This is a genomic window from Bacillus sp. CH_70, from assembly GCF_038007045.1.
Taxonomy (GTDB): domain Bacteria; phylum Bacillota; class Bacilli; order Bacillales; family Bacillaceae_G; genus Bacillus_A; species Bacillus_A cereus.
On sequence record NZ_JBBOWL010000001.1, the window covers coordinates 4,750,926 to 4,766,188 of the forward strand.

Genomic DNA, 15,263 nt, shown 5'->3' on the forward strand with positions numbered 1-15,263 from the left:
ATTATGGTAAAAGTAAATTCTCATATTAGTAGTTACAATCCAAATGATGCTATTTTTCTATTAAAAGATATTAGTGATTTAATGAAAGAAAGTTCCACGGAAACTAGAGAACAAGCAATTCAAGCTGGCACACATTATTCCGAAATGTTACCAATGGAATATAAACCATCTAAAGCGTATATGGATTTATTCTTTTCTTCCCTGCAACAATACAAACACAAACTAGCCATTGCTGTTGGAGTTGTCGCCGAACAGATTATACAAACTAAAGGAACTAACCTTGTCCTCATTTCATTAGCTCGTGCTGGTACACCTATTGGCATTCTTATCAAACGCTACATACGCTATCAATACAACCTTGATGTACCTCACTATTGTATTTCTATTGTTCGCGGACGCGGTATTGATGAAAATGCACTCCATTATATTTTGGAACATCACCCTAAAGAAACAATTCAATTCATTGATGGGTGGACTGGAAAAGGTGCAATAAAAAAAGAATTAGAATATGCAGTACACACATTTAACGAACGAAATAATACACACATTTCTCATTGTATGGCTGTGCTTGCTGATCCCGGTTACTGTACTTCAATTTACGGTACACGTGAAGATTTTCTTATTCCTAGCGCTTGCTTAAATGCAACAGTCTCTGGACTAATTAGCCGCACTGTACTAAATGACACCTATATCGGTCCAAAAGATTTTCATGGTGTTAAATATTATAAAGAGCTAGAGCAAGAAGATTTATCAAATTTCTTCGTTGATGAGGTAACAGATTTATTCCCTTCTGTTCATTCTCATATAGATAATCAATTACGTTATATTACTTCAACTTACACTGATCCATCTTGGCAAGGATTAAAAGATATACAGTCTATCCAAAATCACTTTAAAATTGACGATATTAACTTAATTAAGCCAGGAGTCGGTGAAACAACTCGCGTATTACTCCGGAGAATACCGTGGAAAATTTTAATACGCCAGCAAAACAATCCCGATTTAAAGCATATTTTACTTCTCGCTAAAGAAAAGAATGTCCCTATTGAAATCTATGAGAATATGGCTTATTCATGTTGTGGGCTCATTAAGCCTCTTAGGAGGGAAACAATATGATTTTCGCCAGTGATCTTGATCAAACGCTTATTTATTCCCGGAAATCGTTTCGTGCCCCTATAGAAGATGAATCAATTCAACTCATTGAAACTTTAGATGGAAAAGAAATTTCTTTCATATCACATAAAACCATTTCACTACTAAAAAAATTACAACTGCACTCACATTTCATCCCAGTTACAACAAGAACTATTGAGCAGTTTCAGCGTATTGCTTTATTCCAAAACGAAATCATTCCCGAATACGCCATTACAAGTAACGGCGGCAATATCCTTCATAACGGGAAACAAGATGGTACTTGGAACAGGACAGTAAAAGAAAGACTATCGGTTGAATGTATAGAGAGAAACGACATACTAAAGGAATTTGGACAAATAGCTCATAAAGATTGGGTTATATCACAAAAAACAGCTGATGATCTATTCCATTATTGCATTATTAAACGGGAGAACATTCCTTATGATGAATTATCATCCTTCACTTCCTGGTTAGACAAACAAGGCTGGAATCATTCACTTCAAGGTAGAAAGCTATACTTTGTACCAAAACCAATTAATAAATGGGACGCCGTGCAATATATAAAAGAAATTTTGCAAATAGATACGATTATTACAGCTGGGGATTCTTTACTTGATTTATGCATGCTTGAAAAGGCGAACCATGCCTTCGCACCACTTCATGGTGAGTTAGGGGCAATGCATGATAACTTACAACCCCATATTTTAAAAACAGACGCAATCGGCATATATGCCGCAGAAGAAATCGTAAATAAATCACTTCAAATTATTCACAGTTCATTACCTACCTCATGATCATAATATGCACAATTGCATACGCACCGCGATTAAACAGATGGTACAATTTATTTGAATCGCTGTTGCTACACTTCTTGATTAAAGAAAAGGCGTTAACACGGAAATTAGCGTCTTATCAACCTCAAGCAATTGGCACATTTTGTCATCTTAAAAGACACTCGAACGAGTGTCTTTTTTTCTATATCCAACAAGGACTTACTCATTTCAAAGTATAAATACATAAAATAATGTAAATCATTACACGCATGAATAACTTTCTAAAAGTTATAAAGTAGATTCAAAATAAAAAAGCACTCTTAACTAGAGTGCTTTTTACTTTCAAACAAGGAGGCTACATATATGGATAGTACTCTCGTATTTAACTTTGGCATTGGTATTGTTATCATTTTATTCGTCTTCTTTGTACTTTGTATGAGCGGGGTATAAAAAGGCGATTTTCGAGCGTCTTTTTATACATACATATGTATTACTTGACTTCTATAAAAGTAGTAACCATAATAGTTACAGATATATAAATAGCTATTCACATATCCACAAATAGGAGGAAGAACAATGAAACATGTAATCGTTTATGCACACCCAAATACAGAAAGCTTCAACCATGCGATTTTAGAAACGGTAAAACGTGAATTAGAAGAAAAAGGTCATGAATTACGCGTTCGCGATCTATACGAATTAAACTTCAATCCAGTATTAGGCGCTTCCGATTTCATCTCATTTTCTCAAGGAAATACACCAGAAGATATTAAAGAAGAGCAAGAGCATATCTCTTGGGCGGATAGCATTACATTTATTTATCCAGTGTGGTGGGCGGGACTTCCTGCTATTTTAAAAGGATACGTTGACCGTGTATTTAGCCACGGATTCGCTTATGCTTACGGTGAAAACGGTATTGAAAAGTTATTACGCGGTAAAAAAGGATTGTTATTATCTACAATGGGAAATACGAAAGAAGCATACACAGCAGGCGGCATGTTTGACGCAATGAAGAAAACAGCGGATGTTGGTATTTTTGAATTCACAGGTATTGAAACACTTGAGCATACATTCTATACAAGTGTCCCTTCTGTGGATAATGATGTGCGTAAACAATATCTTGAAGAAGTAAAAGACGTTGTGAATCGTGCATTCTAATAAAATTATATCAGCGATTTTTTTAATATATCAGCGCAACTCAGATTATATCAGCGATTTTCTAAATATATCGGCGTAACTCAGATTATATCGGCGATTTTTCAAATATATCGACTTACCGACAAAAATCGACACTAGTCACAACGAAATAAAAAAAGCTGTTCCAAAGTTTGGAACAGCTTTTTTCATTACATCTTCTCAATCCACTCCGTCAAGTTATGCACAACTTGCGTCGGTTGAACTTCGTATTCTGTTAACTTCTCCACAGTTGTGACTCCAGTGTGGACAAGAAGCGTATGCATACCAGCATTTACTCCTGCTAAAATGTCTGTATCATAGTTATCCCCAACCATTAATGCTTCATCTTTTCCTATACCAAGAACTTTTAAAGCTTGTTCCATAATGATTGATTCTGGTTTTCCGATAAAGATTGGATCCACACCTGTCGATACTGCTACAACCGATGTTAATGAACCGTTACCTGGTAATAACCCGCGCTCAGTTGGGATGGCAATGTCCCCATTTGTGGAAATAAACGTTGCGCCGTTACGCACAGCAAGACACGCTTTTGCTAACTTTTCATATGTGATGTCACGATCTAAACCAACAACAACGAAATCAGGATTTTCATCCACAAGTTCAAATCCTTTTTCCACAAGTGCATCGTGTAAGCCTTCTTCACCAATCATATATACAGTTGCATCTTGTTTACGTTCATAAATGAAGTTCGCAGTCGCCATACTCGTTGTGAATACTTGCTCTGCTTTCGCTGGAATATCGAAACGAACAAGTTTTTCTGCCACTTGTTCTGGTTTACGCGTTGAGTTATTCGTAACGAATAAATAAGGAATGCCGCGCTCTCCTAAAGCTTTTACGAAGTCGCTCGCTTCTTCAATTTGTTCTTCTCCGCGATACATCGTACCGTCTAAGTCAATTAAGTAACCTTTATACATCATTATGTCTCTCCTTCTATGCTAACGTTCTCACCTATCATACCACTCTTATATTACCCGCTTTTTCCAAAGAAAAAAACGCTTTACCTTAAAGCGCCCCATAACGTTCATTTTTTCTCTTTTATTTGGTAAGAACAACTACAATCGCCCTCGCACATGTTTGCTAGCGTTTTCACATCTGCGTTCGTAAATAAACGCTTATACATCTCTTTTTCATCTTCACATACTTGTGGGAATCTCTCTGCAATTTCTTTTAACGGACAGTTTTGTTTTTCAATTACGAAAGAGTTCTCTCCATCTCTCTTTATTTGAACCATATAACCATTTTTCTCTTGCATAGCTGCTATCTCTTGCACTTTATATGCTAAATTCTTTTGATTACTTACTCTCTTTTGCAACTGTTCTTCCATTCGCTTCGTTCTCTCTTTTAAAACGTAACGAAGTATTTTTTCATCGCCCATTCGAGCTAAATCTTCTAGCATATCAATCGCAAATTGCTTATACTCTTTCGGGAATGTATCTTCTCCCTTTTCACTTAATCCATACAAATAAGTTGGTCTTCCGACATGTTGCCTTACCATCTTAGAATAAATGAGTCCGTCTTTCTCAAGATTACTTAAATGTCTTCTGATTGCCATTTCTGTAATCTCTAAAACGTCAGCTAGTTCAGCTACTGTGTGCTCTCCCTTTACTTTCAACAATTGTACAATCTCGTCTTTCGTAGTACGTGCTTCCCCCATACTTCACCCTTCTCCCTTTTCTTTCTCACATACAATATAAGATCCCCAAAAGGTATTCTCTGGGGATCTTATAAGCATAATTATTCTGGTACAAATGCAGATACAGGTCCTAATTCCTTTTCTAAATAACTGCGAATATTTGCTGGGTACTTTTCCACCACTGCAATATGTTTTTGAATCGTCTTATATAATTCATCATGATTCATTTGAATATAATCTTGCGTAAGCATTTTTCGAAGAAGGATAATTTCTTTCATCCCTTGGCCATCTTCTTCACTTATCACTCGCTCGTCCATTAAAATATCAATAATATCTTCATAGCTTCCTGGATCGCGCATAATAAATCCATCAATCATCGCATTTCCTACATCTAATACAGTATCAATAATCAGATGGGCTATGCGCTCTAATGCGTAAAATTCAAACTCGGTTTCATATATCTTTTTCTCTTGAAATGTACTTGTTGCTCGTTCTAAACATACTAGCATTTGTTCTATTTTCTTTCTGTCTACAAAATACATGAATGTCACCTACCTGGAAATTAAAGCATTTACATTTTAATTGTAACGCTTTCTTCTGAAAAAATCGACAATTTTTCGAATTCACCTTTTCTCCGTTATTTGTTATAGTTATATTTGTATGATTTTTGAAATTGGAGGAATGGAATCTTGGAACGTGAACTCGCACTAGAAATTGTCCGTGTAACAGAAGCAGCAGCCTTAGCATCCGCACAGTGGATGGGCCGCGGAAAGAAAAATGAAGCAGATGATGCAGCAACTACAGCAATGCGTGATATGTTCGATTCAGTAAACATGGCAGGTACAGTTGTAATTGGTGAGGGAGAACTTGATGAAGCACCGATGTTGTATATTGGTGAAGAACTAGGAACAGGTAACGGTCCGGAAGTAGACATCGCCGTTGATCCATTAGAAGGTACAAACATCGTTGCAAAAGGTCTTGCAAATGCAATGGCAGTTATTGCAATCGCAGACAAAGGGAACCTTCTTCATGCTCCTGATATGTACATGGAAAAAATCGCGGTTGGTCCAAAAGCAGCTGGTAAAATTAGCTTAGATGATCCAATTGAAAAAACAATTGAAATTGTAGCAGAAGCTAACAATAAAAAGATTCGTGACCTAACGGTTATCGTTCAAGAACGTGAACGTCATCAAGATATTATTGACCGTGTTCGTGCAAAAGGTGCACGCGTAAAATTATTTGGTGACGGTGATGTTGGTGCGTCAATCGCAACAGCACTACCTGGAACGGGTATCGACTTATTCGTAGGTATTGGCGGAGCTCCAGAAGGTGTTATTTCTGCAGCAGCATTAAAGTGCCTTGAAGGTGAAATGCAAGCTCGCTTAGTTCCAATGAACGAAGAAGAAGAAGCTCGTTGTCGTGAAATGGGATTAGAAGACCCTCGTCAACTTCTTATGTTAGATGACTTAGTATCTGGGGATGATGCAATCTTCTCAGCAACTGGTGTATCTGCTGGTGAGTTATTAGACGGTGTTAAATTCCTTGGCGGAGATTTAGCTGAAACATACTCTATCGTAATGCGTTACAAAACAAGAACAGTACGATTCATTAAAACACATCACCATTTAGATCATAAACCACACTTAAACTTAGATATTTAATAAAGGAGCCATGTGTATGGAAGAACGTTTCTTTCTGTACGACGACACTGTCGCTACAAAAACTCGTTTCGTTAGCTTTATGGGAGAAAATGAGCGTCACGATTTAGCGCTTTTATACTCCGATCGTCATTACGGTAAAACAATTGTACTTGATATGCAAAGTAATAAATTTGCAATTATCGGTGCTGACGATTTAAACGAACCAGGCTACTTAGAGCACGCATTTTCTATGACTGAAGAAATTGCAGAAGAATTACGCTCATTTTTATTTGAACTTATATAATTTATCGTATGCACCAGCTATTTTAGCTGGTGTTTTTTCGCCTTTATTATTTCGAATTTTCAGTATTATATGTTATAATGAAGAATAAATCTATTTGGATAGAAAGGACGTTATCTACGTATGCCAACATTTACTTTGTAATGGACCAGCAATTGGATAGCATTACTCTCAAAAAAGCACCACGCTTTTTCAAGGGAGTAGTCTGCCCATTCCCATTACAAAGGAACGTATTGCATCTGTAGTATGATGTTTACGGAGGTTCCTCTTTGGGGAACCTCCTTTTATTTTTGTCTTTTTCTCATGTCTTCATACTACAAGACATCCAAATAGCTGTATTACGTTTCTTTGCCACTACTATAAGAGGTGAAGGAAAATGCAGAAAGTACAACTTTCTTGGAGTTTATATGAAAATCAGCAACACACAATCGAAAAATATTGTAAAAATTGCGGACGTACTACCCTATTTACTGATACGAATATTCGTAGGCATAACGCCAATGGAAAAAACATATACCGCTTTGCCATTTATAAATGTTCGAAAGATCATACGTGGAATCAAAAACTGCGTATTTATAAATCATTTACTGATCACGTTGAAACGATCGATATGACTCAGCAAGATCAAACAGAAACAAGTACTACTATTTCTATTACGCAACATAAAGAAAGTGGCGTAGCTGAAATCACGATCGTATTAGATATCGTTTTCGGTTCCCACCGCATTGATAAAGCCTTATCCACATATATTTCCGACTGGAGCCGTACACGCATTGTGGATAAAATTAAAAATGGGGATATTCAATTAAATGGACAACAAATGAAACCAAATGCAATACTTTCTGAAGGCGATCATATCTCGATTTGTTTATAAGCGAGAATATGTAAAAAATCCTCTTACAATTGTAAGAGGATTTTTTTATTTCTTCACTTTTCGTAATACGAAGTGTGCACAACCGAAGTTACAGTACTCGTATAAATACTCCGTTAACGTACTAATTTTCGTATCATATGTCGCACGTTGGTTACTATCATCAAAGAATCCTCGCAGTCTAAGTTGCTCATATCCCCAGTCTCCAACGATATAATCATATTTATTTAAAATTTCTGCATAGCGCTCTTTAAATGCTTCTTCACTAAAACCGTCACGAAAGTTTTTAATTACTTCGTACTGAACATTATTAATGCTCACCGTAGCATGAATCTCTTGCTCTTGCTTTTGCTCCATCATTAACTTCCTCTCTAAGCATTCTTCTTTTTATCGTATCACAAAGCATAACAACCAACAATTTCAAATACAAAAAATTGCAAATTAGTACATGCTATGGAGAAGGAGGTGATACATCGTGAAAAAACAAATTTTACTTTCCCTTCTCACTCTTTCCTTATTTGCAGGCTGCCAAACAAATAATAAAGCCGAAATGGAGCGCGAAGAAGGAAGCCGTGTTCTTGTTTCCAATAAAAACGACATGTATCATACAGAAAATACAAATACAAGGCTCACGAGAGTCGGTTATTCATCTAAACAAAAACATGAAGTATCTAACAAACAAGTAGGGGCCATTAATCGCGAGAAGGTCGCTGAAATGATTACAAGCATGACAGTCAAACTTCCTGACGTTACAAACGCTGCTACACTCGTTACTGATGATGAAGTGTTCGTTGTATACCGTGCAAACACAACGGATCCAAAACTCGTAGCAGATCAAGTATATAAAACCGCTTTGTCCATCGTCCCTCGCTATTATAAAGCATATGTATCAACAGACCAAAAGTTGATTTCTCAAATTCAAGGGCTTCAATCTGGCGCATTAAATGATACAGAATATACGCAAAGCCTCGATATGCTAAAACGTGAAATGAGTAAAAATCCTCATTTGAACAATACGGGGGATCAGACTTTAAATAATATGATTAAAAAGTAAAACAGGTGGAGAGAACCTCCACCTGTTTTACTTTTTATTTTTTATTACGATCCGCATAAACCTCCATCGCATCACACATAAACTGCGCTAACCCCTCACCAAACTTATCGATATTTTTCGTGAAGCGCTCATCAGCGACGTACATTTGACCGAGTCCTTTAAAAGCATCTAACGAATATTCACCGAAGTTTTGCAAGTAATCGTACCATACTTTAATAGCTGCCTGCGCCTCTTTAGAATCTGGTGCATCGTGTCTAAGCGTTGCTAAATTTCTATAAATAGTATTAAACTCCTCTTGGTTCTCTTTTGACATACCTTTTGCATATTCGTTCGCTTTATCTACAGCTGCGTTTCCCCATTTTTCACGTGCTTCTTCTTCATATGGGTTATGGCTGAAATCGAATCCTTCAAACTTCTCTTTGTTCGTCATTTCAATCTCTCCTTTTGTATGCTGAATTGTTTTATCAATCGTCGCAATCACCTTATCTAATCTGGCACGCTTTTCAAGAAGCATCTTCTTATGAAGCTGTAGTGCCTCTTCGCGATCAAATGATGGACTCATGATAATCTCTTTAATTTTCTTCAAAGGGAAGCCAAGCTCTTTAAAAAACAAAATTTGCTGCAATGTCTCTAAATTTTTATTGGAATACAGACGATATCCAGACTCTGTCGTCTCATCTGGGGTTAACAACCCAATTTCATCGTAATGATGCAGTGTGCGCACACTAATTCCAACTAAATCAGCTACTTCTTTTACTCTCATTGTCATTTGTATCTCCCCCTTAGTACATACGATAAAGTATGACGCAACGTTAGAGTCAATAAGTAAATTCATTTTCTTTCTAAAAGTTTCATCTCTCCCCTATTTCATGCATAATAGATATGTACATATATTAGAAAGCGGTGAAAGTATGGTTTCAAATACTGTAATTGCCAGCATCATCTTTCAACTCATTGTCTCGATTCTGGTCCCAATTATCGTACTCGTTTATTTCCGTAAAAAATATAATATTAATTGGAAAGTGGTCGGCATTGGTGTTCTTATCTTTATCGGATTCACCCAAATTCTTGAAACACCATTCCACCTATTTATGCGCGGTAATTCAACAATCGCTCCATTTTTAGAAAATCCGTTTGTCTTCGCAATTTATGGCGGATTGACTGCTGGTATTTTTGAAGAATTAGGACGCTTCGTTGCCTTCTTCTTCTTACTAAAAAAATATCTAGAATATAAAGATGGCTTCGCTTATGGAATTGGTCACGGCGGAATTGAATCTATTTTAATTGGCGGTTTTTCTGCATTACAAGCATTAATCTTTGCTAATTCTATTAACGATGGTAGCTTCGCTCGACTGATTGAACAAAAACCCGAGCTTAGCATTTTACAGGACATGTTAATTCAGCAACCTGCCTACTTATACTTCCTTGGTAGCTTAGAAAGAATTATGGCACTCGTGCTTCAAATCGCCTTTACAATGCTTGTTTTATACGCAGTCAAACAGAAGAAATACATCTTCCTAGTATACGCTATACTATTCCACGCATTTGTAGACTTTTTCGCGGCACTTTACCAAACAAAAACAATCAACATCTTCGTTGCCGAAGGAATTACACTTCTGTGTACAATTGGCGCTGTCGTTCTTATTCGCAAAATGAAAGAGAAATTAATGAGTGTACCGGAGTAAAAAATAAACCACCAAAATTGGTGGTTTATTTTTTATATGGATTACCACACTGATGATAACTTTTACCCTCTCGCAACTCCCTCTTTGTTTCTGCATCTATAACGATGTACTTATGAAACTCTCCTACTTCATTTTGAATAAAAGAAGCGAAAAAGTATACTTGGCGATCAGAGTGAACAAAAAAATCTTGAAGTACCACTCTACCTCGACAACCGACAGCTGTTTTTTGTAGGAAAGAAAATTCTTCATCAGGCACTTCTTTAAATAAGATTTTTTTCCGAACACTATATGCTGCATTTTTGTATTCTTTATAGATCTTCTTATCTAACTGTTTATAAAAAACATCCTCACTCACAAATGACTTATTTTGATTGCTTGGATAATTTAGTTTTCGGTTGGATTCTGCATATGTTGTGGACAATTGCGCAAGAAAACAAATAATGAATACGATACATATCATTTTTTTCATCATTGCACCTCAATTTTTTATTATCCACATTACTTTTCCACATATTTAAATCCATATGCTGTTTCCAATAAAAAGGAATTATTTCCACATTTGTCGAAGTATATAGCGTCAACTTGAAAGATGGGGATGAATTATGAAGAAAATTATTTTAATACGACATTGTTCAGCAATTGGGCAAGAATGTGATGCTGAATTAACGACCGATGGAAAAGACCAAGCAAATACCCTTGCTACATTCCTCTTAGAAAATACTCTACAAATCGATCATATTATTTCAAGCCCATTTGTCCGAGCTATCGATTCCATTCGGCCCTATGCGCTCCAAGCTAACTTATCTATCCAAGAAGATGAACGATTAACTGAACGCATATTGAGCAACGTTCCAATGGATGATTGGATGCAAAAACTAGAATCCACTTTTACGAACATAGATATTGCCTTCTTAGGCGGAGAGTCCACAAAACAAGCAACAGACCGTGCCATATCGCTTATTCAAGACGTTTTACAATTAAACCATACGACAACACTACTTGTTACACATGGCAATTTACTTACACTCATTTTAAAGCATTTTGATCATACGATTGGTTTTAATGAATGGAGAAATTTAACGAATCCTGATATTTACGAAATTACAATCGACGAACAATGTATCATAACACGCTTATGGGAAGCATCGTCCAAGTAATATCCCTTTCCAAAACATTCAGTTGACGCCACGAGAAGAGACTGTTCTAACAATAGAAAGGGGTATTATTTCATATGTACGAAGACGTACTTGCTTTACTACATAAAACAAATGTTTCTTATGAAAAATTCGAACACGAACCAGTACTCGATTATGAGACGGATCGGATCGTACGCGAGAGACTTGGCTTACAAGGCACTCCAAGTAAAAGCTTATTTTTAAAATCAACATCTGGAAATTTTTATGTGTTTTTTACGTTAGAAGGAAATCGGCTTAATCGCGGAGAGATGAAAGAAATAACGGGAGAACGCTTATCGCTCTGTTCTCCTGATGAACTAAGAATGGAAACTGGCTGTACTCCAGGATGTGTAGCTCCTTTTGGTTATTCACAAGAAGTAACAATTATTGTGGACAGTTCCGTTTATACGTACGATAAAATTTTAATTACACCTGGTGTACCTGAATTTACAATTGAATTATCCACAGAAGAATTAAAAAAGATTTTATTAACATGTACAAATACCGTTTTAGAGTACAAACAAAAAGAGAGCTGATCGTTAGCTCTCTTTTTTCATTATTTAGCTTCTGCTGTTTTTTCTTTTGCAGAACGTACTTGCTCGTCCGCATGGTAAGAAGAACGCACAAGCGGGCCAGCTTCACAGTGGCTAAATCCTTTGCTAAGTGCAATTTCTTTAAGCTCTGCAAATTCTGCTGGTGGATAATATTTAATAACTGGTAAATGCTTCTTAGATGGTTGTAGATATTGTCCAAGAGTTAAAATATCCACATTGTTTGCACGTAAGTCATCCATTGCTTCAATTAAATCTTCTCTTGTTTCACCTAAGCCGACCATAATGCTCGATTTAGTTGGAATATCAGGCTGCATTTCTTTTGCTCGACGTAAAAACTCTAATGAACGGTCATACTTTGCTCTAGCGCGAACTCGGTTAGATAATCGACGTACTGTTTCAATGTTATGGTTTAAAATATCTGGTTTTGCATCCATTAACATTTTTAAGTTTTCTTCTACCCCAGCCATATCAGATGGTAATACTTCGATAGACGTGAATGGGTTTTTACGACGTACTGCTCGTACTGTTTCAGCAAAAACAGCTGCTCCGCCGTCCTTTAAATCATCACGTGCAACCGCTGTTATAACAACGTGCTTTAAGCCCATTTGTACTACTGAATCTGCTACGCGTTCTGGTTCTTGTAAATCAAGCTCAGTTGGTAAGCCTGTTTTAACCGCACAAAAACGACAAGCACGTGTACAAACCGCACCTAAAATCATAAATGTTGCTGTTTTTCTTACAGCCCAGCATTCATGAATATTCGGACATTTTGCCTCTTCACAAACGGTATGAAGATTCTTAGAACGCATCATTTTCTTTAAGCCTGTATAGTTTTCATTCGTGTTTAACTTAATTTTCAACCATTCGGGCTTGCGCTTATATTCTGTTTGTTTTGTCATGGTTATCAACTCCGCACAATATGAAATAGTTTACCGTGTTCGCTTCTTTCAATGTAACATATCTATTCTAACGTATGAAAGCGATTTGCTCAAATGAAGATTCTAAGATTTTTTCCAATCGTTCCCTATAATGAAATACTCCGTATATCCCACACTAAAAAGAGTGATGTTGTGAAAGGAGTCTATTTCATGCTTCGAAAAATTTCTCTTTTGCTTTCTATTTGTTTTCTTCTCCACCAAAACATCGCTTACGGTGAAGATAATCAGCAAAGCATATACGAAAAGCGCATGGCACTATATAAAGAAACCGAGCAATCTTCAGGCATTCCATGGTATTACTTAGCTGCAATGGATCAATATGAAAGAAATATACGGAGCGTAAGAAAAGATATTCCAAAAAAACCAGATGCCATCATTTCCCTTTATTTCAAACCAGAAATATGGGCTGGACCTGTTAATAGTAACGATACTCTCCCCCATACAATTTCTCTATTTGGCGGAATAGGTTTAGATGGTGACAAAGATGGATTTGCAAATGCAAATAGCGACCGTGATCTTCTGCATACTGCAGCGACTATTTTAAGGAAACAAGGAACGTCAGAAGACCGTATTAAAATTATGCTTTGGGAATATTATAGACGTGCAAAAACAGTTGATTTAATTAGCGAGTACGCCCAAATTTATAAACATTATGGACGTATTAATTTAGAAGGAAATGCTTTTCCTCTTCCGATTCGTAGTGACCATAGCTACCGTAGTACTTTCGGCGCTGGAAGAAGTTTTGGCGGAAGACGAATTCATGAAGGAACCGATATTTTCGCCGGATATGGCGTGCCAGTAAGATCGACTTGCTATGGCATTATTGAAACAAAAGGCTGGAACCGCCTTGGTGGATGGCGCATTGGTATTCGTGACCTTCATAATAATTACCATTATTACGCTCATTTAGGCGGGTTCTCAAAAGAAATACAGCTTGGACAAATTGTTGAGCCAGGAAAAGTAATTGGATTTGTTGGTAGCACTGGTTATGGACCTCCTGGTACAGCCGGAAAATTCCCACCCCACTTACATTTTGGCATATATAAAGACAATGGCTATACAGAATGGGCCTTCGATCCATACATGCATTTAAGCCTTTGGGAACGCAAAGAACGAGCAAATACAAAAAGATAACCGTAGCTGCATTGCTACGGTTATTTTTTATCCAGTAAAAGCCCGGCTCAGCCGAGTTTTACTTTATATGCAACTAACTATCTGTTTTCTTTTTATCAGGTACAGCAACACTTCCGCTTCCATAATACGTAGGCACTTCCCCTTGAACGATACGCGTCGCAATCGGAACATTTTGTTTCACAGTTATCTCTTTCGTATGAAATGGAATAATTACTTGCAATGTTACTTCCATTTCCATAACAATTTGAATCGCTGTAGTATTAATTCCATGCGGCTCAATTTTTTGTTTAATATCTGTATTCACATGCCCAATTGGCGTGAAATGAATCGGAATATCTGGTCCTATATTACCAAGAAGTGCATTATCAGTTACACGTCCAAAAGGAACTGCCATAGTCGCCCCGTTTTTTTCAGAAATACCTAGCTCCTTCAACTTTCCTTGTTCTACTTGTTGCAAATATTTTTCTATGTACGTGGTCGTTGACGTTACGATTTCATTTACTTGCTTCGTATTTAAATTAATTGTGGATACTTTTCCGTTTTTATCATTCTGTACTTTCATTAATGAATCGACATCGAACCCTTCATTAATTCTATCCTTTACCGCCTTCGTCATAATTGCTGTCGCCATTTTATGTGTCTCTACTTCCCCATATTTAATTAAGGTCGGCTGAATACTATTATTCACAATCCACAACCCTTGCGTAAGTAATATAACAAAAAGAATAAACGACATAAGCAGTATATACCGAAAGGCAATAGGTCCCCTTCGAAACCGCGAGTTTTTCGAGCGAAATATACTCATAAAAAAACCTCCTTCTTATATCATTTCTATGCAAGAAGGAGGGACGATATATGCTTATCTCATTTTTAATAATGCTTCTTTTCCAATCGTTCCTACTGGAATGCCTAACGCTTCAGCTCCAGTCGTTACCGATTCTAGTGGCGCTTCAAGAAGTTGTTCAATCGTTCTTACACCAACCGCACGGCCAGCAATAATTCCTCGATCACCTAATTTCTCATTTAAAAGACCTACATCTAATGCACCACACATAATATATCCTTTATCGCTCATTACAGCTAGCAAATTCGTCTTTGGAAGTTTCACGCTAACCGCAATAAACGTATAATTATCAATTATAATTGGCTCCACATTAACCATAGTTCACACTCC

The 15,263-nt window shown here is 36.8% G+C and carries 20 protein-coding genes; 11 read left to right on the forward strand and 9 right to left on the reverse strand.

Features of this window, described 5'->3' with window-relative positions; translation table 11 throughout:
• Window positions 1-3 precede the first annotated feature (3 nt).
• The 3 genes from N2V79_RS24395 (at window position 4) to N2V79_RS24405 (ending at window position 3,065) form a co-directional block, all read left to right on the forward strand.
• Window positions 4-1,116, forward strand: coding sequence for a cysteine protease StiP family protein (locus N2V79_RS24395; protein ID WP_098125866.1), 1,113 nt, complete (start codon window positions 4-6; stop codon window positions 1,114-1,116).
• Entirely contained in the window at window positions 1,113-1,928 is an 816-nt protein-coding gene (locus N2V79_RS24400) for an HAD family hydrolase (RefSeq protein WP_000575380.1), read from the forward strand. The genes N2V79_RS24395 and N2V79_RS24400 overlap by 4 nt, the downstream gene beginning before the upstream one ends.
• 555 nt (window positions 1,929-2,483) lie before the next feature.
• Window positions 2,484-3,065 (forward strand): NAD(P)H-dependent oxidoreductase, encoded by a 582-nt coding sequence (locus N2V79_RS24405; protein WP_340720279.1) that lies wholly within the window; start codon window positions 2,484-2,486, stop codon window positions 3,063-3,065.
• A 188-nt stretch (window positions 3,066-3,253) separates the two neighbouring features.
• Here the strand turns inward: N2V79_RS24405 and N2V79_RS24410 are convergent, their stop codons facing one another.
• The 3 genes from N2V79_RS24410 to N2V79_RS24420 form a co-directional block, all read right to left on the reverse strand.
• Window positions 3,254-4,018, reverse strand: coding sequence for a TIGR01457 family HAD-type hydrolase (locus N2V79_RS24410; RefSeq protein ID WP_000276470.1), 765 nt, complete (start codon window positions 4,016-4,018; stop codon window positions 3,254-3,256).
• 107 nt (window positions 4,019-4,125) lie between these two features.
• Window positions 4,126-4,758 (reverse strand): helix-turn-helix transcriptional regulator, encoded by a 633-nt coding sequence (locus N2V79_RS24415; protein ID WP_000503347.1) that lies wholly within the window; start codon window positions 4,756-4,758, stop codon window positions 4,126-4,128.
• 80 nt (window positions 4,759-4,838) lie between these two features.
• The gene (locus N2V79_RS24420) at window positions 4,839-5,279 is read right to left on the reverse strand and encodes a DUF86 domain-containing protein (protein WP_000274010.1); all 441 of its coding nucleotides are present in this window, start codon (window positions 5,277-5,279) and stop codon (window positions 4,839-4,841) included.
• Window positions 5,280-5,426: 147 nt separating this feature from the next.
• Between N2V79_RS24420 and glpX the strand changes: the two genes are divergently transcribed.
• The 3 genes from glpX to N2V79_RS24435 all read left to right on the forward strand — a co-directional run bounded on the left by glpX (window position 5,427) and on the right by N2V79_RS24435 (window position 7,552).
• Window positions 5,427-6,398: a class II fructose-bisphosphatase gene (gene glpX / locus N2V79_RS24425; RefSeq protein WP_000439090.1), complete on the forward strand. Its 972-nt coding sequence runs from the start codon at window positions 5,427-5,429 to the stop codon at window positions 6,396-6,398.
• A 16-nt stretch (window positions 6,399-6,414) separates the two neighbouring features.
• Window positions 6,415-6,681: a DUF3055 domain-containing protein gene (locus N2V79_RS24430; RefSeq protein ID WP_000392611.1), complete on the forward strand. Its 267-nt coding sequence runs from the start codon at window positions 6,415-6,417 to the stop codon at window positions 6,679-6,681.
• Window positions 6,682-7,054: 373 nt separating this feature from the next.
• Window positions 7,055-7,552 (forward strand): hypothetical protein, encoded by a 498-nt coding sequence (locus N2V79_RS24435; RefSeq protein ID WP_001174588.1) that lies wholly within the window; start codon window positions 7,055-7,057, stop codon window positions 7,550-7,552.
• Window positions 7,553-7,597: 45 nt separating this feature from the next.
• On the opposite strand, the gene N2V79_RS24440 is transcribed toward N2V79_RS24435, so the two are convergent.
• Window positions 7,598-7,909 carry a YutD family protein gene (locus N2V79_RS24440; protein ID WP_000970508.1) on the reverse strand — a complete coding sequence of 104 codons (312 nt, stop codon included), beginning with the start codon at window positions 7,907-7,909 and terminating at the stop codon, window positions 7,598-7,600.
• Window positions 7,910-8,024: 115 nt separating this feature from the next.
• On the opposite strand from N2V79_RS24440, the gene N2V79_RS24445 reads away from it, so the two are divergent.
• Window positions 8,025-8,603, forward strand: a complete 579-nt coding sequence (locus N2V79_RS24445) for a YhcN/YlaJ family sporulation lipoprotein (RefSeq protein WP_089171934.1) — start codon at window positions 8,025-8,027, stop codon at window positions 8,601-8,603.
• A gap of 34 nt (window positions 8,604-8,637) precedes the next feature.
• Here the strand turns inward: N2V79_RS24445 and N2V79_RS24450 are convergent, their stop codons facing one another.
• Window positions 8,638-9,372, reverse strand: coding sequence for a MerR family transcriptional regulator (locus N2V79_RS24450; RefSeq protein WP_340720280.1), 735 nt, complete (start codon window positions 9,370-9,372; stop codon window positions 8,638-8,640).
• 100 nt (window positions 9,373-9,472) lie between these two features.
• On the opposite strand from N2V79_RS24450, the gene N2V79_RS24455 reads away from it, so the two are divergent.
• A complete protein-coding gene (locus N2V79_RS24455; protein WP_142340462.1) occupies window positions 9,473-10,288 on the forward strand; it encodes a YhfC family intramembrane metalloprotease in 816 nt (271 codons plus the stop codon).
• Window positions 10,289-10,313: 25 nt separating this feature from the next.
• On the opposite strand, the gene N2V79_RS24460 is transcribed toward N2V79_RS24455, so the two are convergent.
• Window positions 10,314-10,748, reverse strand: a complete 435-nt coding sequence (locus tag N2V79_RS24460) for a hypothetical protein (protein WP_071730771.1) — start codon at window positions 10,746-10,748, stop codon at window positions 10,314-10,316.
• 142 nt (window positions 10,749-10,890) lie between these two features.
• On the opposite strand from N2V79_RS24460, the gene N2V79_RS24465 reads away from it, so the two are divergent.
• Complete coding sequence (locus N2V79_RS24465) at window positions 10,891-11,445, forward strand: histidine phosphatase family protein (RefSeq protein ID WP_053563427.1); 555 nt, start codon at window positions 10,891-10,893, stop codon at window positions 11,443-11,445.
• 74 nt (window positions 11,446-11,519) lie between these two features.
• Window positions 11,520-11,999: a YbaK/EbsC family protein gene (locus N2V79_RS24470; RefSeq protein WP_000272751.1), complete on the forward strand. Its 480-nt coding sequence runs from the start codon at window positions 11,520-11,522 to the stop codon at window positions 11,997-11,999.
• 20 nt (window positions 12,000-12,019) lie between these two features.
• Here N2V79_RS24470 and lipA read toward each other — a convergent pair whose 3' ends face one another.
• Entirely contained in the window at window positions 12,020-12,916 is an 897-nt protein-coding gene (gene lipA, locus N2V79_RS24475; protein ID WP_000166367.1) for a lipoyl synthase, read from the reverse strand.
• Between the two features lie 189 nt (window positions 12,917-13,105).
• Between lipA and N2V79_RS24480 the strand changes: the two genes are divergently transcribed.
• Window positions 13,106-14,089, forward strand: a complete 984-nt coding sequence (locus N2V79_RS24480; RefSeq protein WP_000944681.1) for a M23 family metallopeptidase — start codon at window positions 13,106-13,108, stop codon at window positions 14,087-14,089.
• 73 nt (window positions 14,090-14,162) lie between these two features.
• On the opposite strand, the gene yunB is transcribed toward N2V79_RS24480, so the two are convergent.
• Together yunB and N2V79_RS24490 are read right to left on the reverse strand one after the other, a co-directional pair.
• Window positions 14,163-14,894 carry a sporulation protein YunB gene (gene yunB / locus N2V79_RS24485; protein ID WP_000021807.1) on the reverse strand — a complete coding sequence of 244 codons (732 nt, stop codon included), beginning with the start codon at window positions 14,892-14,894 and terminating at the stop codon, window positions 14,163-14,165.
• Window positions 14,895-14,948: 54 nt separating this feature from the next.
• Window positions 14,949-15,251, reverse strand: a complete 303-nt coding sequence (locus tag N2V79_RS24490) for a YunC family protein (protein WP_000248467.1) — start codon at window positions 15,249-15,251, stop codon at window positions 14,949-14,951.
• Window positions 15,252-15,263: the final 12 nt, after the last annotated feature.

Excerpts from the sequence above, each read along its gene's own strand:
- N2V79_RS24410 (WP_000276470.1), bottom strand. The coding sequence starts at position 4,018 with ATGTATAAAGGTTACTTAATTGACTTAGACGGTACGATGTATCGCGGA.
- N2V79_RS24440 (WP_000970508.1), bottom strand. The coding sequence starts at position 7,909 with ATGATGGAGCAAAAGCAAGAGCAAGAGATTCATGCTACGGTGAGCATT.
- N2V79_RS24430 (WP_000392611.1), top strand. The coding sequence starts at position 6,415 with ATGGAAGAACGTTTCTTTCTGTACGACGACACTGTCGCTACAAAAACT.
- N2V79_RS24415 (WP_000503347.1), bottom strand. The coding sequence starts at position 4,758 with ATGGGGGAAGCACGTACTACGAAAGACGAGATTGTACAATTGTTGAAA.
- N2V79_RS24460 (WP_071730771.1), bottom strand. The coding sequence starts at position 10,748 with ATGATATGTATCGTATTCATTATTTGTTTTCTTGCGCAATTGTCCACA.
- N2V79_RS24480 (WP_000944681.1), top strand. The coding sequence starts at position 13,106 with ATGCTTCGAAAAATTTCTCTTTTGCTTTCTATTTGTTTTCTTCTCCAC.
- N2V79_RS24490 (WP_000248467.1), bottom strand. The coding sequence starts at position 15,251 with ATGGTTAATGTGGAGCCAATTATAATTGATAATTATACGTTTATTGCG.
- lipA (WP_000166367.1), bottom strand. The coding sequence starts at position 12,916 with ATGACAAAACAAACAGAATATAAGCGCAAGCCCGAATGGTTGAAAATT.
- N2V79_RS24435 (WP_001174588.1), top strand. The coding sequence starts at position 7,055 with ATGCAGAAAGTACAACTTTCTTGGAGTTTATATGAAAATCAGCAACAC.
- N2V79_RS24455 (WP_142340462.1), top strand. The coding sequence starts at position 9,473 with ATGCATAATAGATATGTACATATATTAGAAAGCGGTGAAAGTATGGTT.
- N2V79_RS24470 (WP_000272751.1), top strand. The coding sequence starts at position 11,520 with ATGTACGAAGACGTACTTGCTTTACTACATAAAACAAATGTTTCTTAT.
- N2V79_RS24465 (WP_053563427.1), top strand. The coding sequence starts at position 10,891 with ATGAAGAAAATTATTTTAATACGACATTGTTCAGCAATTGGGCAAGAA.
- N2V79_RS24395 (WP_098125866.1), top strand. The coding sequence starts at position 4 with ATGGTAAAAGTAAATTCTCATATTAGTAGTTACAATCCAAATGATGCT.
- N2V79_RS24420 (WP_000274010.1), bottom strand. The coding sequence starts at position 5,279 with ATGTATTTTGTAGACAGAAAGAAAATAGAACAAATGCTAGTATGTTTA.
- N2V79_RS24405 (WP_340720279.1), top strand. The coding sequence starts at position 2,484 with ATGAAACATGTAATCGTTTATGCACACCCAAATACAGAAAGCTTCAAC.
- N2V79_RS24450 (WP_340720280.1), bottom strand. The coding sequence starts at position 9,372 with ATGACAATGAGAGTAAAAGAAGTAGCTGATTTAGTTGGAATTAGTGTG.
- N2V79_RS24400 (WP_000575380.1), top strand. The coding sequence starts at position 1,113 with ATGATTTTCGCCAGTGATCTTGATCAAACGCTTATTTATTCCCGGAAA.
- yunB (WP_000021807.1), bottom strand. The coding sequence starts at position 14,894 with ATGAGTATATTTCGCTCGAAAAACTCGCGGTTTCGAAGGGGACCTATT.